The organism is Nocardiopsis alkaliphila YIM 80379, assembly GCF_000341005.1.
In the GTDB taxonomy this organism is placed as follows: Bacteria; Actinomycetota; Actinomycetes; order Streptosporangiales; family Streptosporangiaceae; genus Nocardiopsis; species Nocardiopsis alkaliphila.
Map to the genome: position 1 here is coordinate 48,983 of NZ_ANBD01000032.1, position 19,977 is coordinate 68,959.

General features: G+C 68.2%; 17 protein-coding genes. 14 read left to right on the forward strand and 3 right to left on the reverse strand.

Annotated features, from left to right (window positions below):
* The first annotated feature begins 43 nt into the window (after positions 1–43).
* From alr to D472_RS0104835, 6 genes are all read left to right on the forward strand, one after another.
* Positions 44–1,171: an alanine racemase gene (alr, locus tag D472_RS0104810; RefSeq protein WP_017603370.1), complete on the forward strand. Its 1,128-nt coding sequence runs from the start codon at positions 44–46 to the stop codon at positions 1,169–1,171.
* Between the two features lie 114 nt (positions 1,172–1,285).
* Positions 1,286–1,798 (forward strand): tRNA (adenosine(37)-N6)-threonylcarbamoyltransferase complex ATPase subunit type 1 TsaE, encoded by a 513-nt coding sequence (gene tsaE / locus D472_RS0104815; protein WP_017603371.1) that lies wholly within the window; start codon positions 1,286–1,288, stop codon positions 1,796–1,798.
* Between the two features lie 12 nt (positions 1,799–1,810).
* Positions 1,811–2,482 (forward strand): tRNA (adenosine(37)-N6)-threonylcarbamoyltransferase complex dimerization subunit type 1 TsaB, encoded by a 672-nt coding sequence (gene tsaB / locus D472_RS0104820; protein ID WP_017603372.1) that lies wholly within the window; start codon positions 1,811–1,813, stop codon positions 2,480–2,482.
* 23 nt (positions 2,483–2,505) lie between these two features.
* The gene (gene rimI, locus D472_RS0104825; RefSeq protein WP_051045939.1) at positions 2,506–2,940 is read left to right on the forward strand and encodes a ribosomal protein S18-alanine N-acetyltransferase; all 435 of its coding nucleotides are present in this window, start codon (positions 2,506–2,508) and stop codon (positions 2,938–2,940) included.
* Positions 2,937–3,968, forward strand: a complete 1,032-nt coding sequence (gene tsaD / locus D472_RS0104830; protein WP_017603374.1) for a tRNA (adenosine(37)-N6)-threonylcarbamoyltransferase complex transferase subunit TsaD — start codon at positions 2,937–2,939, stop codon at positions 3,966–3,968. The genes rimI and tsaD overlap by 4 nt, the downstream gene beginning before the upstream one ends.
* 57 nt (positions 3,969–4,025) lie before the next feature.
* A complete protein-coding gene (locus D472_RS0104835; protein WP_017603375.1) occupies positions 4,026–4,982 on the forward strand; it encodes a zinc-binding dehydrogenase in 957 nt (318 codons plus the stop codon).
* A 410-nt stretch (positions 4,983–5,392) separates the two neighbouring features.
* On the opposite strand, the gene D472_RS0104845 is transcribed toward D472_RS0104835, so the two are convergent.
* Together D472_RS0104845 and D472_RS0104850 are read right to left on the reverse strand one after the other, a co-directional pair.
* A complete protein-coding gene (locus D472_RS0104845; RefSeq protein WP_017603377.1) occupies positions 5,393–7,417 on the reverse strand; it encodes a hypothetical protein in 2,025 nt (674 codons plus the stop codon).
* Positions 7,418–7,810: 393 nt separating this feature from the next.
* A complete protein-coding gene (locus D472_RS0104850; protein WP_017603378.1) occupies positions 7,811–9,070 on the reverse strand; it encodes a class I SAM-dependent methyltransferase in 1,260 nt (419 codons plus the stop codon).
* 227 nt (positions 9,071–9,297) lie between these two features.
* Here D472_RS0104850 and groES point away from each other — a divergent pair, with 227 nt between their 5' ends.
* The 6 genes from groES to D472_RS0104880 all read left to right on the forward strand — a co-directional run bounded on the left by groES (position 9,298) and on the right by D472_RS0104880 (position 16,669).
* Positions 9,298–9,609, forward strand: coding sequence for a co-chaperone GroES (gene groES, locus D472_RS0104855; RefSeq protein ID WP_017603379.1), 312 nt, complete (start codon positions 9,298–9,300; stop codon positions 9,607–9,609).
* Between the two features lie 105 nt (positions 9,610–9,714).
* A complete protein-coding gene (gene groL / locus D472_RS0104860; protein ID WP_017603380.1) occupies positions 9,715–11,319 on the forward strand; it encodes a chaperonin GroEL in 1,605 nt (534 codons plus the stop codon).
* A gap of 472 nt (positions 11,320–11,791) precedes the next feature.
* Positions 11,792–12,361 carry a sigma-70 family RNA polymerase sigma factor gene (locus tag D472_RS0104865; RefSeq protein WP_017603381.1) on the forward strand — a complete coding sequence of 190 codons (570 nt, stop codon included), beginning with the start codon at positions 11,792–11,794 and terminating at the stop codon, positions 12,359–12,361.
* 293 nt (positions 12,362–12,654) lie between these two features.
* The gene (gene guaB, locus D472_RS0104870; RefSeq protein WP_017603382.1) at positions 12,655–14,148 is read left to right on the forward strand and encodes an IMP dehydrogenase; all 1,494 of its coding nucleotides are present in this window, start codon (positions 12,655–12,657) and stop codon (positions 14,146–14,148) included.
* Between the two features lie 356 nt (positions 14,149–14,504).
* The gene (locus D472_RS0104875) at positions 14,505–15,611 is read left to right on the forward strand and encodes a GuaB3 family IMP dehydrogenase-related protein (RefSeq protein ID WP_017603383.1); all 1,107 of its coding nucleotides are present in this window, start codon (positions 14,505–14,507) and stop codon (positions 15,609–15,611) included.
* Between the two features lie 182 nt (positions 15,612–15,793).
* Entirely contained in the window at positions 15,794–16,669 is an 876-nt protein-coding gene (locus tag D472_RS0104880) for a lytic transglycosylase domain-containing protein (RefSeq protein WP_017603384.1), read from the forward strand.
* On the opposite strand, the gene D472_RS0104885 is transcribed toward D472_RS0104880, so the two are convergent.
* Complete coding sequence (locus D472_RS0104885; RefSeq protein WP_017603385.1) at positions 16,651–17,034, reverse strand: SpoIIAA family protein; 384 nt, start codon at positions 17,032–17,034, stop codon at positions 16,651–16,653. The two genes, D472_RS0104880 and D472_RS0104885, sit on opposite strands and share 19 nt — an antisense overlap.
* Before the next feature lie 327 nt (positions 17,035–17,361).
* On the opposite strand from D472_RS0104885, the gene glpD reads away from it, so the two are divergent.
* Positions 17,362–19,095 carry a glycerol-3-phosphate dehydrogenase gene (gene glpD, locus D472_RS0104890; protein WP_017603386.1) on the forward strand — a complete coding sequence of 578 codons (1,734 nt, stop codon included), beginning with the start codon at positions 17,362–17,364 and terminating at the stop codon, positions 19,093–19,095.
* Between the two features lie 137 nt (positions 19,096–19,232).
* Entirely contained in the window at positions 19,233–19,952 is a 720-nt protein-coding gene (locus tag D472_RS0104895) for a response regulator transcription factor (protein WP_017603387.1), read from the forward strand.
* Positions 19,953–19,977 lie beyond the last annotated feature (25 nt).

A 19,977-nucleotide genomic window follows, 5' to 3' on the forward strand; every position in this document is an offset into this window, starting at 1 on the left:
CCGCAGCTCCTCAGAGGTAACCCGAGCGTGAAACACTGGAGGTATGGCTCCTTTCGCGCACGCTCGCGTCAACGTGGACGCGATCACCTCCAATGCCCGGCTGCTCCGTGAGCGGGCGGGGGGCACCCCTTTGATGGGTGTGGTCAAGGCCGATGGGTACGGCCACGGCATGCTTCCGGCCGCCCGTGCCCTCATCGCGGGCGGCGCGAGCTGGCTGGGCACCGCCCAGATCAAGGAGGGCCTGGCACTGCGCGAGGCCGGGATCACCATCCCGGTGATGTCCTGGATCATTCCACCGGGCGAACCCGTGGGGGCGGCCATCGAGGCCGACATCGATCTGGGGGTCAGCGACCGGGCCGTACTGGACGAGGTGGTCGCCGAGGCCCGACGCCTGAACCTTCCGGCCCGGGTGCAGCTCAAGACCGACACCGGCCTTAATCGCGGCGGGGTCTCCCGTGGTGATTGGGAGTCGGTGGTCGAGGCCGCCGCGCGCGCCGAGGAACGAGGGCTCATCAAGGTCAGTGGGGTGTGGTCGCACTTCGCCTGCTCGGACGAACCCGGTCACCCCTCGATTCAGGCGCAACTGGACGTGTTCCACGAGAGTCTGGGGATCGCGGACAAGGCGGGGCTGACCCCCGAGGTTCGACACATCGCCAACTCGGCCGCGTTGTTGACCCTTCCCGAGGCGCGTTTCGATCTGGTGCGTGGCGGAATCGCGAGTTACGGTCTCTGTCCGATCCCGGATTTGAGTGTGCCCGGATTGCGGCCCGCGATGACCCTGGAATCCAAGATCGCACTCACCAAACGGGTGCCGGCCGGCAGTGGCGTCTCCTATGGTCACCGATACGTCACCGAGCGCGAGACCTCCCTGGCCCTGGTGCCGTTGGGCTACGCGGACGGGGTCCCCCGCGCGGCCACCAACAAAGGGCCCCTCCTCCTCGGAGGGCGCCGACGCACCATCGCGGGAACAGTCTGCATGGACCAGTTCGTTGTGGATGTCGAAGACGACGCCGTGGCCGCGGGGGATTACGCGATACTGTTCGGCGATCCGGGCGAGCACACCGACGTCCCCACCGCGCAGGACTGGGCCGATGCCCTGGACACCATCCCGTACGAGATCGTCACGCGGGTCGGTGTACGTGTGCCCCGCGAGTACGTCGGCGATTCCTGACTTCTTCGCCGATACCGGTCACGAACGTCCCTCGCCCCACCTAACCTGGCGGAAGAGGGAATCTCGGTGCGCTTCACGGCCCATCGAACCACCACTGCGACAAGCTGCGAGCCCATGACAGACACCACAGCCACCACCACCGGCGTGCCCGACGTCCACGCGGTGACCGCCGCCACCGACGAGGCCATGCGCGCCCTCGGCCGTGATCTCGCCACCCTCGCCCGTCCAGGGGACCTGCTCATCCTCTCCGGGCCCCTGGGCGCCGGAAAGACCACCTTCACCCAAGGGCTGGGCCAAGGCCTGAGCGTGCGGGGATCGGTCACCTCGCCCACCTTCGTCATCTCCCGGATCCATCCCTCGCTCAAGGGTGGTCCCGCCCTCGTGCACGTGGACGCCTATCGGCTCGGTGGCCCGGACGAGATCGACGACATCGACCTGGACATGACCCTGACCGACTCCGTCACCGTCGTCGAGTGGGGCGAGGGCGTGGCCGAAGGGCTGGCCGAGGACCGGCTCGAGATCCGGATCGAACGACACACCGATGACACCCGCACCGTCCACCTGCGCCCGGTCGGGCCCCGGTGGGCCGAGATCGACCTGCCCGGCGCCCTCGCCGGACGTGGATAAGGCGGAACCTTCGTGCTGCTCCTTGCCTTCGACACCGCCACCCCGGCGGTCACCGCGGCCATCGGTGAGACCGACGCCGACGGCGCCTTCGCCCTCCGCGCGAGCGCGAGCTCCGTGGACGCCCGCCGACACGGCGAACTCCTCACCCCCACGATCCAGGGACTGCTCACCGAATCCGGGCTCACCCTCGCCGAGCTCGACCACATCGCGGTGGGCGTGGGCCCCGGTCCCTACACCGGTCTGCGCGTGGGCCTGGCCACCGGACGCGCCTTCGCCGACGCCCTCGGCATCCCCTGCCACGGGGTGGTCACCCTGGACGCGTTGGCCTTCGCCACCAAGCGCACCGAACCCTTCCTCGGTATGACCGACGCCCGACGCAAGGAGGTGTTCTGGGCGCGCTACGACGACCACCTCACCCGGACGGGCGAGGTCCAGGTCGACCGGCCCGCCGAGATCGACACCGAAGACCTACCCCTGATCGGTGACGGGGCCCGCATGTACGCCGACGTCCTGAACACCCAGGCCCAGGAGCCCCACCTGCCCGATGCCGGGGCCATGGCCGAACTGGCCCTGCTGCGCCTGCATCGGGGGGAGGAACTTCCCGAACCCGTCCCCCTCTACCTGCGTCGGCCCGACGCCGTCGAACCCGGAGCGCCGAAGAAGGTCCGCCAGTGGGTGAAGTGATCATCGAACCGACCCTGCGCCCCATGACCGGCGCGGACGTTCCCGCCGTCATGGAGCTGGAGCGACGGCTGTTCCCGCTCGACGCCTGGAGCGAGGGGGTGCTGCGCGACGAACTCGCCGAGACCGCCACCCGCCACTACGTGGTGGCCGAGACCGACGGCCGGCTCGTCGGGGACGCCGGGCTGCGATTCGTCCCGCCCGAAGGAGACGTACAGACCATGGCCGTGGCCGAGGACGCCTGGGGAAGGGGCATCGGTCGGGCACTGCTCACCGAACTCCTGGACCAGGCGGCGGCGCGCGGCGTCACCGAGACGTTCCTGGAAGTGCGTTCGGACAACCCGCGTGCCCAGGACCTGTACCGACGTTTCGGTTTCATCGAGCTCGGTGTTCGACGGGGCTACTACAAGGGGGCCGACGCGATCGTCATGCGGCGCGTCGCGGAGGAGGAGAATCCGTGAGTGAGCCGTTGATCCTGGGGATCGAGACGTCCTGCGACGAGACCGGCGTGGCGTTGGTCCGAGGCTGTGAGCTGCTCGGCGACTCGGTCGCCTCCAGCGTCGACCAGCACGTGCGCTTCGGTGGCGTGGTGCCCGAGGTCGCCAGCCGCGCCCACTTGGAAGCCATGACCCCCACCGTGCGTCGCGCCTTGGACCAGGCCGGTGTCACCCTCGCCGACGTCGACGCCGTGGCCGTCACGGCCGGTCCCGGACTGGCCGGTGCGCTCCTGGTGGGCGTCTCCGCGGCCAAGGCCTACGCCATGGCCCTGGGCAAACCTCTGTACGGGGTCAACCACCTGGTCGGTCACGTGGCCGTGGACCAGTTGGAGCACGGGCCCCTTCCCAAGCCCTCCATCGCCCTGTTGGTGTCCGGTGGGCACACATCGTTGCTACTGGTCAACGACCTGGCCACCGGGGTGGTCTCGCTGGGCGACACCGTCGACGACGCCGCGGGTGAGGCCTACGACAAGGTCGCCCGCCTGCTGGAACTGCCCTATCCAGGCGGGCCGCCCATCGACGCCGCCGCGCAGCGCGGCGACTCCAAGGCCATCCGGTTCCCCCGAGGCAAGTGGGGAGACGGTACCTACGACTTCTCCTTCTCCGGCTTGAAGACCGCCGTGGCCCGCCACGTCGAGGACGCCGAACGACAGGGCGTGCCCCTCGTGGTCGCCGACATCGCCGCCGCCTTCCAAGAATCCGTCGTGGACGTGCTCACCCGCAAGGCCGTCGACGCCTGCGTGGAGCATGGAGTACGCACCCTGGTGATCAGCGGTGGCGTGGCGGCCAACTCGGCGCTGCGCGCTTTGGCCGAGCAGCGCTGCGCCGAGGCCGGCATCGAGCTGCGTGTGCCTCGGCCGCGTCTGTGCACCGACAATGGCGCGATGATCGCCGCGCTGGGCGCCGAGGTGGTGAAGGCGGGTCTGCCCCCGTCGTCCCTGGACCTGGCCACGGACACCTCCCTGCCGGTGGGTTCCCCACTGGCGATGTGAACGGCGAACCGGGGGCGGGACTAGAACCGAGCTCGGTCGACGTGGTTGGCTACGGGTATGTTCGCCATCACCGCAGCACGTATCTCGTTCGACGACCCACTCTCCGGCTTGGAGATCGGTGAGCGTCCCGACCCCGAACCCCGCGAGGGCTGGACCACGGTCCGGGTCAAGGCGGCCTCGCTCAACCACCACGACATCTGGAGCCTGCGAGGGGTCGCGCTCGAGCAGGACCGCCTGCCGATGGTCCTGGGCGGGGACGCCGCCGGAATCGATGAGGACGGCAACGAAGTCATCGTGCACAGCGTGATCACCGAACCCGCCGCGCCGGGGAGGTCGCCACGCTTCTCCCTGCTCTCCGAGGTCCACGACGGCACCCTCGCGGAGAAGGTCCTCGTGCCCCGGGAGAACCTCGTTCCCAAGCCCGCGGAGCTGTCCTTCGAAGAAGCCGCCTGTTTGCCCACGGCCTGGCTGACCGCCTACAGCATGCTCTTCGGCAAGGCCGACCTGCGCCCCGGCTCCACCGTGTTGGTGCAGGGCGCTGGGGGAGGGGTGTCGGTCGCGTTGATCACCCTGGCCTCCCAGGTGGGCCACCGGGTGTACGTGACCAGCCGCGACGAGGCCAAGCGCGCCAAGGCCCTGGAACTGGGCGCCTACGCCGCGGTGCCTTCGGGTGAGCGTCTACCGGAAAGGGTGGACGTGGTGTTCGACTCCGTGGGAGAGGCCACGTGGAAGCACTCGGTTCGCTCCCTGAAGCCGGGTGGCGCCATCGTCACCTGCGGCGCCACCAGTGGTGACGCCCCTTCCGCCGAGCTGACCCGGGTGTTCTTCCTACAGTTGCGGGTGCTGGGTTCGACCATGGGCACCAAGGAGGAACTCCAGGCCTTGACCGAGATGTGCGTGCGTACCGGCATCCGACCGAAGATCGACAGGGTTCTGCCGCTCAAGGAAGCCAGGGAGGGCTTCCGGGCGATGGCCGAAGGGGAACTCTTCGGCAAGATCGTTCTCACTCCCTGAACGCGGGACGGGAAAGCCCGTGCCTTCGGCCAGGTGGATCGGATAGAGGGCTCTGGTGACCTGGACGCGGGTCACCGGAGCATCAGGCTCAGAGGGAGCGGGGGAAGGACTCCGCGTCCCGGGACGCGGAGTCACCGCAGTGGTGGTGCACCAGCCGGACGCCCGAATGGATCGCCGGAACCATGAACGGGCCGAAGTCCGTGTGGGCCGTGCTCCACTCGCCCCTACCGCGTCCGGTGACCGGAAAGGTGCCGACCCCGAATGGGCGGGACGGCCCCGGGTGAGCATGCTGCTCGCTCTCGTGGGACTGCTCCCTGGCCGAGGACCGGATTCGCGGTCCGACTTCCAGGGAGCAGTTCATCCAGCGGCCGGGCCCTTCGGGGTGGGACCGGTGACGAGGCGGTGGGTCGTTACTCGTCGTCGTCCTCGTCGTGGTGACGCCGCTTCTTACCGTCGCGCCCCGGACGCAACAGCGCTTCGGCCAGGGCCAGCACCGTCTCTTCCAGGGAGGTGAACCGCTTGGTGATGTCGTCGTGCGAGTTCTCCACCGCCTCGGTGACGGTCTCCTCGAATTCGTGACGGTCCGGGCGCTGCTTGAGCTCCCGCACAAGCGGCTCGACCGCGGAGGTGATGTTCGCGTCGATCTCGTCGAGCCTGCCGGAGTGGTCCAACTGCGGGCGGTCCACCAACTCGGTGAGGCGCCGGTGCACCTCGCTGACCTCCAGGGTCTGCGGGAGTTGGTTGAGCCGCTGGTTGAGCGCCTCCATCCGGTCGTCGATGGCCTCCATTCGGCCGTCGACACCTTCGAAGTGGCCGCTGACCCCCTCGAACTTGCCCTCGACACCGTTGACGCGGCCGTCGATGCCGTCCAAGCGGCCGTTGACACCGTCCAGGCGCCCGTCCACTCGGTCGATCTTGCCCTCGACGCTTTCGAAGCTGCCCTCGAAGTGTCCCTCGAAGGTGTCGAACCGGTCGGTGAGCCGGCCCAACTCGTGGTCGACCTTTCCGGTGATCTGCGACAGGTGGTTGTCCACCTTGCCGCTGAGGGTCTCGCGGTGCCGCTCCAAGCGCTCGTCGAGCGCGGTCCGGTGGGTTTCGGCCTGCTCGGTGAGCGCTTCGGTCAACGCCCGGTGACGATCCTCGGACTCCGTGGTGAGCCTGTCCCCCGTCTCCTGCATGAAGGACCGCATCTCGGCGAGTTCCGTGGCGGTCCTCTCCGCGTCCTGTGAGACCCGGGTGGCCAGGGCGTCGGAACGCTCGGCGACGGACGCGCGCAGACTCTCGGCGGTGGCCTCCGCGTGCTCGCGGGTCTCGGTACGGCCCAACTCGATCTGCTCGTCCAACTCGGACAGACGCCGGCGTAGGTGCGAGCGCAGTTCGGTGAGGGAGGACTCGTGGTTCTCCCGCAGCTTGCCGAGGGTACCGGTGAGGTCGGCGACGGCGGCGGTGCTCTCGGCGTGGTTCTCCTCGGCCTGAGTGCTGAGGTGACCGACGCTCTCGGTGACCCTGCCGTGCAGGGCCTCGTGCCGCTCGGTGGCGGCGGTCTCGGCGGCCTTGAGTTCACCACTGAGGGCCTGGTGACGTTCGTCGGCGGCGGTGGCGAGGGTCTTGAGTTCCTGGCTCAGGGTCGCGTGGCGCTGCTCGGAGGTGTCGGCGAGGGCCTTGAGCCCGTCGGACAGGGCCTCGTGGCGCTCGCCCAACGCACCGGTGTTCTCCTCGAGACGGGCCAGCAGCGTCTCGTTCTGCTCAAAGGTGCGCTCCTCCACGAACGAGCGGAGTTCGGCGACGTGCTCGGTGAGGGCACCGGTGAGTTCCGTGCGGCTCTCCCGAACGGCCTCGCGGGTCCGCTCGATCGTGCCGGCCAGTTCGCCCCTACCCGCGATCAGAGAGGCTTCGATGGCCTCGGCCCGGCCGTTGAGGTTCTCCAGGGCCGCGTCGAGCGCGTCCAAACGAGCGCTCATGGTCTGGTCCAGTGTGCTGACGCGCTCGCTGATCTCGGTGACCTGCTCCGCGGTCCGGGTGCCCGTCTCGGCCATGCGCTGAAGTCGGGTCAGCGCGGTGTCCAGGTGGCCGGCGAGGCGGTGGGTGTCCGCTCGCAGGGAGGGCATGTCGGACAAGGGCTTGATCTGTCGGCCGACGACCTCTATGTGCTCGGCGAGGGCCTCGGCCCACTCCGGTGGTCGGGCCAAGAACTCGTCGATCCGACCGTTGACCGTGCCGATCGACTCGGACAGGGCGATGAGTTCGCGCTCGCGTAGTTCGCGCAGCAACCACTCCATGCCTTCGAGACGCTGACGCATCTCCTCGCTGACCGCGCCCTGAGACTTCTGCTCCGAGACATGTTCCTGGGCGGCCTGGGACAGGAGGTCTCGCATCCGGTCGGAGACACCGGCTTGACCTCCCCCGCTGAGGAAATTGTGATTGGTCTGTTCCACCGAGGTGCTCCTTATGGTTCTGGCGCTCCCGTCCGTGTCACCCGGTTCGTCGGACGGTGGAGGTTCCGGGGGGACGGGTTCTCGATGGTCCCCGGGTGAGCGTCGTTTCGCATTGCACGTGCCTTGATGTGACGTAGATGTGACTGAGCGTGCGCACTGTGGACGCGGGCCTTGTGCCGGCTGAACCGCGAGACGGATCGAACAAGCACGGCCTTCCGGGTGAAGCCATGAGAAGGGAAGAATGCAGCGGTCGCCAGTTTAACGACATCACACGGGGTAACCAGAGGGGATCGCCGAAGATGTCGTTGTGGGAGATAACGATATGGTCTGCGCGCTGTGACCGGAATGCCTTGGCGGCCTCGACTCGAAGGCTCAAAAGGTGCTTCAGAGCCCCTACGACGCCTCGATTCCGCGACATAGCAGGTAGAAGGGCCTTTCTCCGATTCGGGTGAGGACGATCGTCATTGATTCCGATCCGGAGGGTCTCAGGGCACGGCGGAGTTTCTCGGTGTCCACCGCCGAACCACGTTTCTTGATCGTTATTGTCCCGGCCCCGTACGCGCGCACGGAGGAGCGGAGCCGCTTCAACGAGAACGGTGCGAACTCCACGATTTCCAGGACTCGCCACAGGGGGCAGACCTGGGCTTGGTCCGAGGTGAAGTAGGCGATGCGCTCGTCCAACAGCGCGCCGTCCACTCGCGCGGCCGCCTCCGCCACCAGGTGCGATCGAACCACCGCCGGGTCCGGGTCGTAGAGGTACCGACGCGCCGTCGACACCGGGGCGGGGGGTAGGTCCGGGTCGGCGTCCAGGTGGGCGACCGTGCCCTCGCTCGCCAACAGTCCCGGCCGTTCGTGCAACACCGTCGCGCGTCGCCGCGGTCCCTTCGCGAGCGCTCCGAACCACAGTGTGGTCTCCTTCAGTTCGCCGTCCACCGAGATCCATTCGGCGTGGGCGCCGGGGGAGAGTGCTTCGTGCGGGATGCCGGGAGCGGCCTTCAAACAGGCGGCCTCGGCGGCCTCGGCCAGGGCGGTGGCCACGTCCCACGGCGGGGAGTAGGCCGAAGGGTCGAACACCCGGCCCCGGCCACCTCGGCGAGCGGGGTCGCAGAACAGGAGGGGGTAGGCGTTCGGGTCCACCTCGTTCACGTCGCCCTCGCGAATACGCGCGTGGTCGCCCAACCCCAGGGCTTCGATGTTGGCTCGGGCCACCGCCACGGTCAGCGGGTCGGCCTCCACTCCCTCCACTGGAACACCCCGCGTGGCCAAGGCCAGCAGGTCGGCGCCCAGACCACAGCACAGGTCGCCGGCCCCACCGTTGCCCAAGACCGCCTCGGCCATCTCCGTGGTGCGGCGGGCACGGTACTCGGCCACCGTGTGCCGCGTGGCCTGTTCCAGGCCGTTCGGGGTGAAGAACATCCGCTTGGCCCGGTCGCCGAACTTGGCGCGGCCCCGTTCCCGCAGTCCCATCTGGGTCATCACCGCGTTGACCAGTTCGCTCACGGGAAGGTTCGGGTCCAGCGCGGCCACCTTCGGGTCTTGGCGTAGTCGGGAGGCGGTCGCCAGGGGGTCCTTGGTGACCGAGACCGGGTCCACCTCCTCCAGGACCTCGCGCCCCGTGTCGGTGAGCAGCGCCGAGAAGGCGGGAAGGTGCATGGATCCTCCTGCGTTGGGCACGACGGAGTAGCGGGCCCGCCCTCATGACCAAGGCCCCCGCCACATTTCCATTCTGGCACTCTCGGGGGTAGAGTGCTAACCGCGACGAGGCCGGTCTGGCACCCGCGACGACAGGCCGCCGCGGTCGCCCCTTTTACGTAGCCGGTCCGTGCTACCGCACGGGCCGATGTACAGGACACCGAAACCTTGAAGGGGGAGGTCACACCGTGTCGACCGCCACCAAGACCGTGCTGAAGCCGCTCGAGGACCGCGTCGTGGTCAAGACCCTGGAGGCCGAGCAGACCACCGCCTCCGGTCTGGTCATTCCGGACACCGCCAAGGAGAAGCCCCAGGAGGGCGAGGTCCTGGCCGTGGGCCCCGGCCGCTGGGACGACGAGGGTGAGAACCGCATCCCGCTGGACGTGAAGGTCGGCGACGTCGTTCTCTACAGCAAGTACGGCGGCACCGAGGTCAAGTACGACGGCGAGGAGTACCTGGTGCTCTCCGCCCGCGACCTTCTCGCGGTCGTCGAGAAGTAGTCCTCGGCACAAACACCTCGACATCCCGCACCGGTCGGCCCTCGAAGCCGGGCGGGGCGGGATGTTCTCGTTCCGACCTCATATCGCTAAGAGGAAGCAGCACAGATGCCGAAGATCCTGGAGTTCGAGGACGACGCCCGCCGCGCCCTCGAACAGGGCGTGAACCATCTCGCCGACGCCGTCAAGGTGACGCTGGGCCCGCGTGGACGCAACGTCGTCATCGACAAGAAGTTCGGCGCCCCCACCATCACGAACGACGGTGTGACCGTCGCCCGTGAGATCGAGCTGGACGAGCCCTACGAGAACCTGGGCGCCCAGCTGGTCAAGGAGGTCGCCACCAAGACCAACGACGCCGCGGGTGACGGGACCACCACCGCCACCGTGCTGGCCCAGGCACTGATCCGCGAGGGTCTGCGCAGCGTGGCCGCCGGGGCCTCCCCGATGTCCCTGAAGAAGGGCATCGACGCCGCGGCCGCCGAGGTCGCGCAAACCCTGCTGGAGCGCGCCGTTCCGATCAAGGAGCGCTCCGACATCGCCTACGTGGCGACCAACTCCGCTCAGGACGCCCAGATCGGCGACCTGATCGCCGAAGCCTTCGACAAGGTCGGCAAGGACGGTGTCATCACCGTCGAGGAGTCGCCGACCTTCGGCTTGGACCTCGACTTCACCGAGGGCCTGCAGTTCGACAAGGGCTACGTCTCCCCCTACTTCGTCACCGACGGAGACCGTCAGGAAGCGGTGCTGGAAGACGCCCTCATCCTGATCAACCAGGGCAAGATCGATAACCTCAACGAGCTGCTGCCGATCCTGGAGAAGGTCGTCCAGAGCAAGAAGCCGCTCCTGATCATCGCCGAGGACATCGAGGGCGACGCCCTGGGTGCCCTGGTGCTGAACAAGATGCGCGGCGCGCTCAACGTCGCGGCCGTCAAGGCGCCCGGCTTCGGTGAGCGCCGCAAGGCCATGCTCCAGGACATCGCCGTCCTCACCGGTGGTCAGGTCATCGCCGAAGAGGTCGGCCTGACCCTGGACAACGCCGAACTGGATGTGCTGGGTAGTGCCCGGCGCATCACCATCACCAAGGACACCACCACCATCGTCGACGGCGCTGGTGAGCAAGCCGAGGTGGACGACCGCGTCCGCCAGATCCGCAACGAGATCGAGGCCAGCGACTCCGACTGGGACCGTGAGAAGCTCCAAGAGCGCCTCGCCAAGCTCGCGGGTGGTGTTTCGGTGCTTCGGGTGGGCGCGGCCACCGAGGTCGAGCTCAAGGAGAAGAAGCACCGTCTGGAGGACGCCATCTCGGCGACCCGTGCGGCCATCGAGGAGGGCATCGTGGCCGGTGGTGGCGCCTCCCTGGTGCACGCTTCCACCGCCCTGGGCGACCTCGGCCTGAGCGACGACGAGGCCACCGGTGTGGCGATCGTGCGTCGTGCCCTGGTCGAGCCCGCCCGGTGGATCGCGGAGAACGCGGGCGCCGAGGGCTACGTCGTCACCCACCGAGTCTCGGAGATGGAGGTCGGCCACGGCTTCAACGCCGCGACCGGTGAATACGGCGACCTGACCTCCGTGGGCATCCTCGACCCGGTCAAGGTCACTCGCTCCGCCGTCCAGAACGCCGCGTCCATCGCGGGCATGCTGCTGACCACCGAGGTGTTGGTCGTGGACAAGCCCGAGGAAGACGAGGACGACGGTCACGGCCACGCCCACTAGGGACTGTTTTTGGATGCTTTCGGTCGGCTCGGCGCTTGCGCCGACCGATGCGAGCGGCCGTCCACGCGACCTCTCGCCAGACGATGAGCGAAGGTCGGCCCGGGCTCGGCCGTCCGAGCGACACCGGCGCCGCCAGCGGCGACGTGGTGGCCGCGAGCCCGGAATGATCCGAACAACAGGACCCAGCAGGGCCCGGATCTGATCCGTGGGTCATGGGGGCGGAGCGTCGAGGCGCTCCGCCCCCGCTCATGGTGGTGCGTCTCACTATCACGCTGAGCGGCGAAAAGAACCCCTACGCCGTGGTGCTTGCGGGCTATTTTCCCAAAATGTGACCATTCCGTAGCCGCTGATTGGAGTGGTTGGGTCCCACGGTGCGGGCATTATTCGTAACGTGACGGATGCAGGCGCCCGGGGGGGCATCACCGCGCAGCGGACAGGCACACCCGGAGGGCATCAGGGGGCGGACTCCGAAATGCGCGAGACGGGTTTGAACCATCTGGGGTCGCTCGCCGTCCAGGGGGACGACGGCGCGATGGACTCGTTGCTGCGCGAGATTCGGCCCATGGTGGTGAAGTACTGCCACAACCGCCTGGCACGGGTCTCAGGGTTGGCACACTATTCGGACGACGTCGCCCAAGAGGTCTGTCTCGCCCTCCTCACGGCGCTGCCCCGCTACCAGGACCGGGGTAGGCCCTTCGCCGCCTTCGTGTTCGGGATCGCGGCGCACAAGGTGGCCGACACCCTTCGGGGGGCCGGACGCGTGGAGACGGTCCCCACCGACCACGTGCCCGAGCAGCCAGACGACGGGCCGGGGCCCGAGGAGGCGGCCGTGCGCGTGATCGAGGCGCAACGGGCCAGGGACCTCCTCGACGAACTACCCGAACAGCAGCGCAGACTGCTGGTGATGCGGGTGATCACAGGATTGACAGCGGACGAGACGGGACATCTCCTTGGAATGTCGGCAGGGGCGGTACGGGTTGCCCAGCACCGAGCTATCGCTCGGCTTCGGAAAGTGGCCTTGGCGAACCGCGTCCTTCCATAGGTCCTCCCTCGAGCATGGACGAGGGGCCGGACCCGGGCGGCGTACCTGCCCGAACCGTTTCGTCCTTCCGCGGATTCGGACCTCACGCGGGTATTGTCACTACCCGGGTGCCCCGCTCCGGTGAGCCCTCGGTGGACCGGCCACGGAGGGGGTGTGACCTTGCACACCCGGGGAGCGGGGTGATGGAGTGAACGCTCCGATTCACCCGATGCGTCCAAGGTGACGGCCTAAGATGAGACGACACGCGGAGGCGAACCGCGCAGGTGCTGCCGGTCAACAGCGGAGGTTGTGTCATGAGCCAGGACTACGACGGCGACTACGGGAACAAACTGCTCCCGCCCGGTCTGACCTACGACGACGTCCTGCTGGTGCCGGGTTACTCCGACCTTCAGCCGGGTGAGGTGGACACCACGACGCGGCTGTCCCGCAACATCGAACTCAGCATCCCACTGCTGTCCGCGGCGATGGACACCGTCACCGAGGCCCGCATGGCCGTGGCGATGGCCCGCCAGGGCGGCGCCGGTGTCCTGCACCGCAACCTCTCCGCCGAGGAGCAGGCCGGCCAGGTCGACCTGGTCAAGCGCTCCGAGGCCGGCATGGTCACCGATCCGGTCACCTGTCAGCCCGAGGACGACCTCGCCGAGGTCGAGCGTCTGTGTGCCCACTACCGGATCTCCGGTGTCCCGGTCACCGACTCCAAGGGCATTCTGGTCGGTATCGTCACCAATCGTGACATGCGCTTCGAGGACGACCGTTCTCGCTTGGTCCGCGACGTCATGACCACCGAGAACCTGGTCACCGCCCCCGTCGGTGTCAGCCGTGAGCGGGCCTTCGCCCTGCTGCGCGAGCACAAGGTCGAAAAGCTCCCGCTGGTGGACGCGGACAACCGCCTTCGCGGCCTCATCACCGTCAAGGACTTCATCAAGAGCGAGCAGTTCCCCAAGGCCACCAAGGACGCCGACGGACGGCTCATCGTCGGCGGCGCCGTGGGCGTGGGCGAAGAGGCCGAGGAACGTGCCAGGCTGCTCGTCGAGGCCGGGGTCGACTTCCTCGTGGTCGACACCGCACACGGTCACTCCGCCGGACTCGCCGACATGATCGCCAAGCTCAAGGCCAACTCCCGCGCCGACGTCGTCGCGGGCAACGTCGCCACGCGAGCGGGGGCCCAACTGCTCATCGACGCCGGCGCCGACGCCGTCAAGGTCGGGGTGGGTCCCGGTTCGATCTGCACCACGCGCGTCGTCGCCGGTGTGGGAGCCCCGCAGCTCACCGCCATCCTCGAAGCCGCCAAGGCCTGTGGTCCCGCCGAGGTTCCGCTCATCGCCGACGGTGGCCTCCAGTACTCCGGTGAGATCGCCAAGGCCATCACCGCCGGCGCCGGCACCGTCATGCTGGGCAGCCTCCTCGCCGGTGTGGAGGAGAGCCCGGGCGAACTCATCTTCATCAACGGCAAGCAGTTCAAGGCCTATCGCGGGATGGGGTCGCTGGGCGCCATGCGCGGTCGTTCCTTCTCCAAGGACCGCTACGCCCAGGCCGACGTCGCCACCGAGGACAAGCTGGTCCCCGAGGGGATCGAAGGTCAGGTGCCCTTCCGTGGCCCGCTCTCAGCCGTCGCCCACCAGTTGGTCGGTGGCCTGCACCAGTCCATGTGGTACGCGGGTACCCGCACCTTGTCAGAGTTGCGCGAACGTGGTCAGCTCATGCGCATCACCAGCGCCGGACTGCGCGAGAGCCACCCGCACGACATCAAGATGACGGTCGAGGCGCCCAACTACAACGCTCGCTAGAGGCGGGCCGTTTCGAGCCCCTGCTCGGCTTCGACCCGTGTTCGGGCACCGAAAGGCAGACAATGGTTCGGATCGTGGCGAACACGCTCTCCTCGCACCTGGCGGCCGAAGGCGCCCGGCCTCTTCGTCACCCGTCACCGCCTTCAACGGACGCCTACGGCGCGGTCCCGGTGGGTGCCCTCGGCTCGTCGTGCACGGTGTCGAGACGAACCCGACCCGGTGGTGCCCGAACGGGCGACTTCCGGGGCGCACGGAGAAGACACGAGTCCAAGGGCCGATAGACTCGCGTCCGCGGTCATCGCTCCGGTCGACCGACCGGTGCCGCACGTCAGAGGGGAATCGAAGCGTTGGCTCAGGTGGAGATCGGGCTGGGCAAGAACGGGCGTCGCGCCTACGAACTCGACGAGATCGGGATCGTACCGGCTCGACGAACCCGCGACCCGGAGGAGGTATCGATCGCCTGGCAGATCGACGCCTACCGGTTCGAGACCCCCCTCGTGGTCAGCCCCATGGACAGCGTCGCCTCGCCCCAGACCGTGGTCGCGGTCGGGGAACAGGGTGGCCTCGGCGTCTTGGACCTGGAGGGTCTGTGGACGCGTTACGAGGACCCGGAGCCGCTGCTTCAGGAAATCCGTGCACTCGACGACGTGGCCGCCACCAAACGGCTCCAAGAGATCTACGCGGCTCCGATCCAGGAGGAACTGATCGGCCGCCGGATCGAGGAGATCCGTGGCTCCGGGCTGGTCACCGCCGCGCGCCTGTCACCGCAGCGTACCGCCCAGTACCACAAGGCGGTCGTCGACGCGGGTGTGGACATCTTCGTCATCCGCGGCACCACGGTCTCCGCCGAGCACGTCTCGGGTCGGGCCGAGCCGCTCAACCTCAAGCAGTTCATCTACGACCTCGACGTGCCCGTGGTGGTCGGTGGTTGTGCCACCTACACCGCGGCCCTGCACTTGATGCGCACCGGTGCCGCCGGGGTGCTGGTCGGGTTCGGTGGTGGTTCGGGGCACACCACCCGTTCGGTGTTGGGGGTGGCCGTCCCGATGGCCAGTGCCATCGGTGACGTGGCCGCGGCCCGACGTGACTACCTGGACGAGTCCGGTGGTCGCTACGTGCACGTCATCGCGGACGGCGGTATGACCGGCAGTGGTGACATCGCCAAGGCGCTGGCCTGTGGTGCCGACGCCGTGATGGTGGGCTCGCCGCTGGCCCGCGCCAACGAGGCGCCCGGTGGCGGTTACCACTGGGGCAGTGAGGCTCACCACGGTGAGCTTCCGCGTGGTGAGCGGGTCGAGGTCGGCACCATCGGCGACCTCAAGGCCATCCTGCACGGCCCGGCCTCCACCAGCGATGGCTCCATGAACCTCATGGGCGCCCTGCGTCGCACCATGGCGACCTCAGGGTACAGCGACCTGAAGGAGTTCCAGCGAGTCGAGGTCGTCGTCAACCCGCACCGCTAGGTTCCTTCGCGGACCGGCCGGCTCCTGAAGACGTCGGAACATCAGAGGGACGTCCCACATGTGAGTGGGACGTTCCTCTTTTTCTGCGCATACCGGTGCGATCAGGTGGACACGATGTGCCACCATGGGGCATGTTTTGTTGTCTCGTGATGACTTGGTGACCTTTTCTTGGGGAGGGCTGCATGAATGAGAGCGCGACCGACGCCCGACGGCGCCGTGGTCGCGGTCCGGTGATCGCGGTCAGCCTCGCCCTGGTCGTGTGCCTGATCGTGACGGCGGGCGTCGTGGTCCTGGTGGGCCGGATCTCCACCGCGCTCAACGACTGGGAGGCCCCGAGCGCGTCCACGGTGCACCCCTCCGATGGTTCGATCGCGACCCCTCCGCACGACGAACTCACCGGGCCACCCGAGCACGCCAGGGTCACCGCGCAGGCCGAAGAGGCGGCCGAGGAGCTGGCCGAGGCGGGCGCGGACGAACGCACCGGTCCCGAGGCCGGTCCCCTGCGCCCCGACGAGGTCTGGCTGGACGAGGTCGCCGACGGCACGGGCATCCCGCGACGTGCCCTGGAGGGATACGCGAGCGCCCAACTGGTGCTGGAGGAGGATTCGCCCTCCTGCGGACTGTCCTGGCCGACCCTGGCCGGTATCGGTTACGTGGAGTCCCGGCACGGCACCTACGCGGGCGGTGAGATCGGACCGGACGGCACCACCACCGTCGACATCATCGGCATCCCCTTGGACGGCACCAACAACACCAGGGCCATCCCGGACACCGACGGCGGTGAGCTGGACGGGGACACCGAGTGGGACCGTGCCGTCGGCCCGATGCAGTTCATTCCCACGACCTGGGCCCGCTGGGGAGAGTCACTCGAAGGCGGGACCCCCGACCCGCACAACATCGATGACGCCTCCCTGACCGCCGCCCGCTACCTGTGCGGGGACGGCCGGGACCTGGCCACGACGCAGGACTGGGAGGAAGCACTGCTGACCTACAACCGGTCCGGTTCCTACCGGGACGACGTCCTGGCCTACGCCCACGCCTACGCCGACGCCTCCTGAGGCGTGCCCCTGTCGTTCACCCAGTCCCACGCCTGCGCTTGCTCATCGAGTTCGAAGAAGCGCAGGTCCATGTCGACGAAGGCGTCCGCCAGACCGATGAGGTACTCGATGGCCTTGGCTTCTCCCACCACCGCGTAGCGCTCGATGTCGTCGAAGTGATCCCGGGCGAAGCGGAATCGCTCGCCCAGGGTCGGTGTTGCGCTCGTGGGCCATCCGTGGATCCGGACGAGGAGGCGTACCGGTCCGTCGCGGTCGATGGTTCGGCGTACCTCTTCCAGGAGTTCCTCGAAGGAATCCTGGGAGATCGTGCCCTCCACCTCGAAACCGAGCACGTCGTCGTTGGCCGATTCCAGTCTCCTGTACACGTCCCCTCCTCATCGAAAGACGCCGTGCGAGCGGACTACCCGTTCAAGGTGATCCCCATGCGCCCGAGGACGCCCTCCGTGATCGGGGCGCCCTCACATCCGATCAGGGCAACGTGTACTCGAAGGTGTAGGAGACCGACGGTTCGCCGTGCACGGCGGAGCTACGCCGTGCCCTCGCCGAGGAGGTGGCGGCGTCGGCCCGCCCCTACCCGGAACCATGGGGTCGGCGCGTGGCACCCCTCGACACCGCCGGCCCCTGGTTAGCCTGAGGTCCCACCGATCGGGTATGCGCCTTGGTGGGACACCCATCGAGACGAAGGACGACCTATGGCGACCACCTGGTTGGGACCGAAGGACCGCACCGCCGCGCTTGAGTCCATGGCGCACGAGGAACTCGACGTCCTCGTGGTCGGGGGCGGAATCGTCGGGGCCGGTATCGCCCTGGACGCGGTCTCACGCGGACTCTCCACGGGACTGATCGAGGCCCGCGACTTCGCGTCGGGCACCTCCAGCAGATCCAGCAAGCTCATTCACGGAGGTCTGCGTTACCTGGAGCAATTCGACTTCGAACTCGTCCGAGAGGCCCTCCAAGAGCGTGGACTGCTGCTCACCACCATCGCCCCGCACCTGGTCCGACCGGTGCCGTTCCTCTTCCCGTTCCAACACCACTGGGAACGCTTCTACATCGGTGCCGGTGTCACGCTCTACGACATCCTCGCCCAGAGTTCCCGGAACAACCGCGTCCTGCCCGCACACCGGCACCTGACCCGGTCCGGCGCCATGCGGGTCTTCCCCGCGCTCAAACGCAACGCCCTGGCCGGTGCCGTCCAGTACTGGGATTGCCAGGTCGACGACGCCCGCTACGTCACCACGGTCCTGCGCACCGCCGCCGGCCTGGGTGCGAGGATCGCCTCCCGGGTACAGGCGGTGGAGTTCCTCCGTGAGGGCGAACACGTGGTGGGGGCGACCGCGGCGGACCTGGAGAGCGGGGAACGGATCCGGGTCCGGGCCCGCCAGGTGGTCAACGCCGCCGGGGTGTGGACCGACGACATCCAGGAGATGGTGGGCGGGCGTGGACAGATCCACGTCAGCGCCTCCAAAGGCGTGCACCTGGTGGTGCCGCGCGACCGCATCCAGGCCTCGTCCGGCATGATCTTGCAGACCGAGAAGAGCGTGCTGTTCGTGATCCCGTGGGGTCGCCATTGGATCATCGGCACCACGGACACCTCCTGGGACCTGGACAAGGAGAACCCCGCGGCCAGCCGGGCCGACATCGACTACGTCTTGGACCACATCAACCAGGTCTTGCGCACACCCTTGAGCCGCGACGACGTGGAGGGCGTCTACGCGGGGCTGCGTCCGCTGCTCTCGGGGGAGTCGGAGGAGACCTCCAAACTGTCTCGTGAACACACGGTCGCGCACCCGGTGCCGGGGTTGGTGCTCATCGCGGGCGGAAAGTACACCACCTACCGGGTCATGGCCAAGGACGCGGTGGACGCGGTGGCCCACGGACTGGGTGGGGCGATCCCGGATTCGGTCACCGACAAGCTTCCCTTGGTGGGAGCGGACGGTTACGCGGCGTTGTACAACCAACGGCACCGGTTGGCACGTGAGGTGGGTCTGCACGTATCGAGGGTCTCGCACCTGCTGCGTCGGTTCGGTTCCTCGGTCCACGACGTGCTGGATCTGATCCGAGAGCGCGAGGACCTGGGACGACCGCTGACCGGAGCCGACGACTACCTCCGGGCGGAGGTCGTCTACGCGGTGGAGGCCGAGGGCGCCCGTCACTTGGAGGACGTCCTGTCCCGACGTACTCGGATCTCCTTCGAGACATGGGATCGCGGGATCGCCGCCGCCGAGGAGACCGCCGAGTTGATGGCCGGTCTCCTGGGTTGGAGCAAGGAGCAGGTGCAGCGCGAGGTGGAGTACTACCGCAAGGGCATCGAGGCCGAACGCGCCGCCCAGGAACAGGAGACCGATCAGGCGGCCGACGCGGTACAGCACGGCGCCCCGGAGATCGTCCCGGACGTGCACATCGGTGCTGCGAAGGAGCGTTCCTGAAGGGGCGCTCGCGCGTTCTCGCCACCAGGTGAATCGGGTTCCTCACGCGGAGTGGGCCCTTTCGCCGTATCACGGGGCGCACGGTCCGGCTAGGGTGCGTACCAGCCTCCCGTCACACCCCCCGAAGGACCGTGTTCATGATCAACGTGCTTCTCGTCGAGGACGACGTCCGACTCGCCGACGCGCTCACCGGGGCCCTCCAGGCGCAGGGCTACGAGGTCGATCAGGCGCACACCGCCGGGGACGCGCTGGCCGCGTCCCCGGCGGACGTCGTTCTGCTCGACCTTGGACTTCCGGACATGGACGGGATCGAACTGTGCCGGTTGTTACGCCGCCGGCAGGACTTCGGGGACACCGCCCTCCTCATGGTCACCGCACGAGGGCGGCAGCGCGAGCGTGTCCTGGGGCTGCGCTCGGGGGCCGACGACTACCTGGTCAAACCACTGGTGATCGATGAACTCTGTGCGCGGATGGAGGCGGTCCTGCGCCGCACGCGCAAGCACGTCGACACCGTTTTGGAGGCCGGCCCGGTACGGGTGGACCTGGGCACCCGTACCGTCGAGTGCCAGGGAAGGCCCGTCGAGCTCACCCGTAAGGAGTTCGACCTGCTCGTGGTGCTGGTCCGTGAGGCCGGCCGGGTGGTCTCCCGTGAACATCTGCTGTTGCGTGTGTGGCACACCTCTTGGCCCGGCACCCTGCGCACCCTGGAGGTGCACATCGGCACCCTGCGTTCCAAGTTGGAGGTACCGCGGCTCATCCGGACCGTGCGCGGGATCGGCTACGGTCTGGCGACCGGTGCTCGTATGGACGAGGAACGTTCCGGTGACGAGCGGCCCAAGATCGATTCCGTTCCCTAGAAGACCCACCCCAAGAGGAACGGAC

Excerpts from the sequence above, each read along its gene's own strand:
- alr (WP_017603370.1), top strand. The coding sequence starts at position 44 with ATGGCTCCTTTCGCGCACGCTCGCGTCAACGTGGACGCGATCACCTCC.
- tsaE (WP_017603371.1), top strand. The coding sequence starts at position 1,286 with ATGACAGACACCACAGCCACCACCACCGGCGTGCCCGACGTCCACGCG.
- rimI (WP_051045939.1), top strand. The coding sequence starts at position 2,506 with ATGACCGGCGCGGACGTTCCCGCCGTCATGGAGCTGGAGCGACGGCTG.
- D472_RS0104835 (WP_017603375.1), top strand. The coding sequence starts at position 4,026 with ATGTTCGCCATCACCGCAGCACGTATCTCGTTCGACGACCCACTCTCC.
- D472_RS0104850 (WP_017603378.1), bottom strand. The coding sequence starts at position 9,070 with ATGCACCTTCCCGCCTTCTCGGCGCTGCTCACCGACACGGGGCGCGAG.
- groL (WP_017603380.1), top strand. The coding sequence starts at position 9,715 with ATGCCGAAGATCCTGGAGTTCGAGGACGACGCCCGCCGCGCCCTCGAA.
- D472_RS0104865 (WP_017603381.1), top strand. The coding sequence starts at position 11,792 with ATGCGCGAGACGGGTTTGAACCATCTGGGGTCGCTCGCCGTCCAGGGG.
- guaB (WP_017603382.1), top strand. The coding sequence starts at position 12,655 with ATGAGCCAGGACTACGACGGCGACTACGGGAACAAACTGCTCCCGCCC.
- D472_RS0104880 (WP_017603384.1), top strand. The coding sequence starts at position 15,794 with ATGAATGAGAGCGCGACCGACGCCCGACGGCGCCGTGGTCGCGGTCCG.
- glpD (WP_017603386.1), top strand. The coding sequence starts at position 17,362 with ATGGCGACCACCTGGTTGGGACCGAAGGACCGCACCGCCGCGCTTGAG.
- D472_RS0104895 (WP_017603387.1), top strand. The coding sequence starts at position 19,233 with ATGATCAACGTGCTTCTCGTCGAGGACGACGTCCGACTCGCCGACGCG.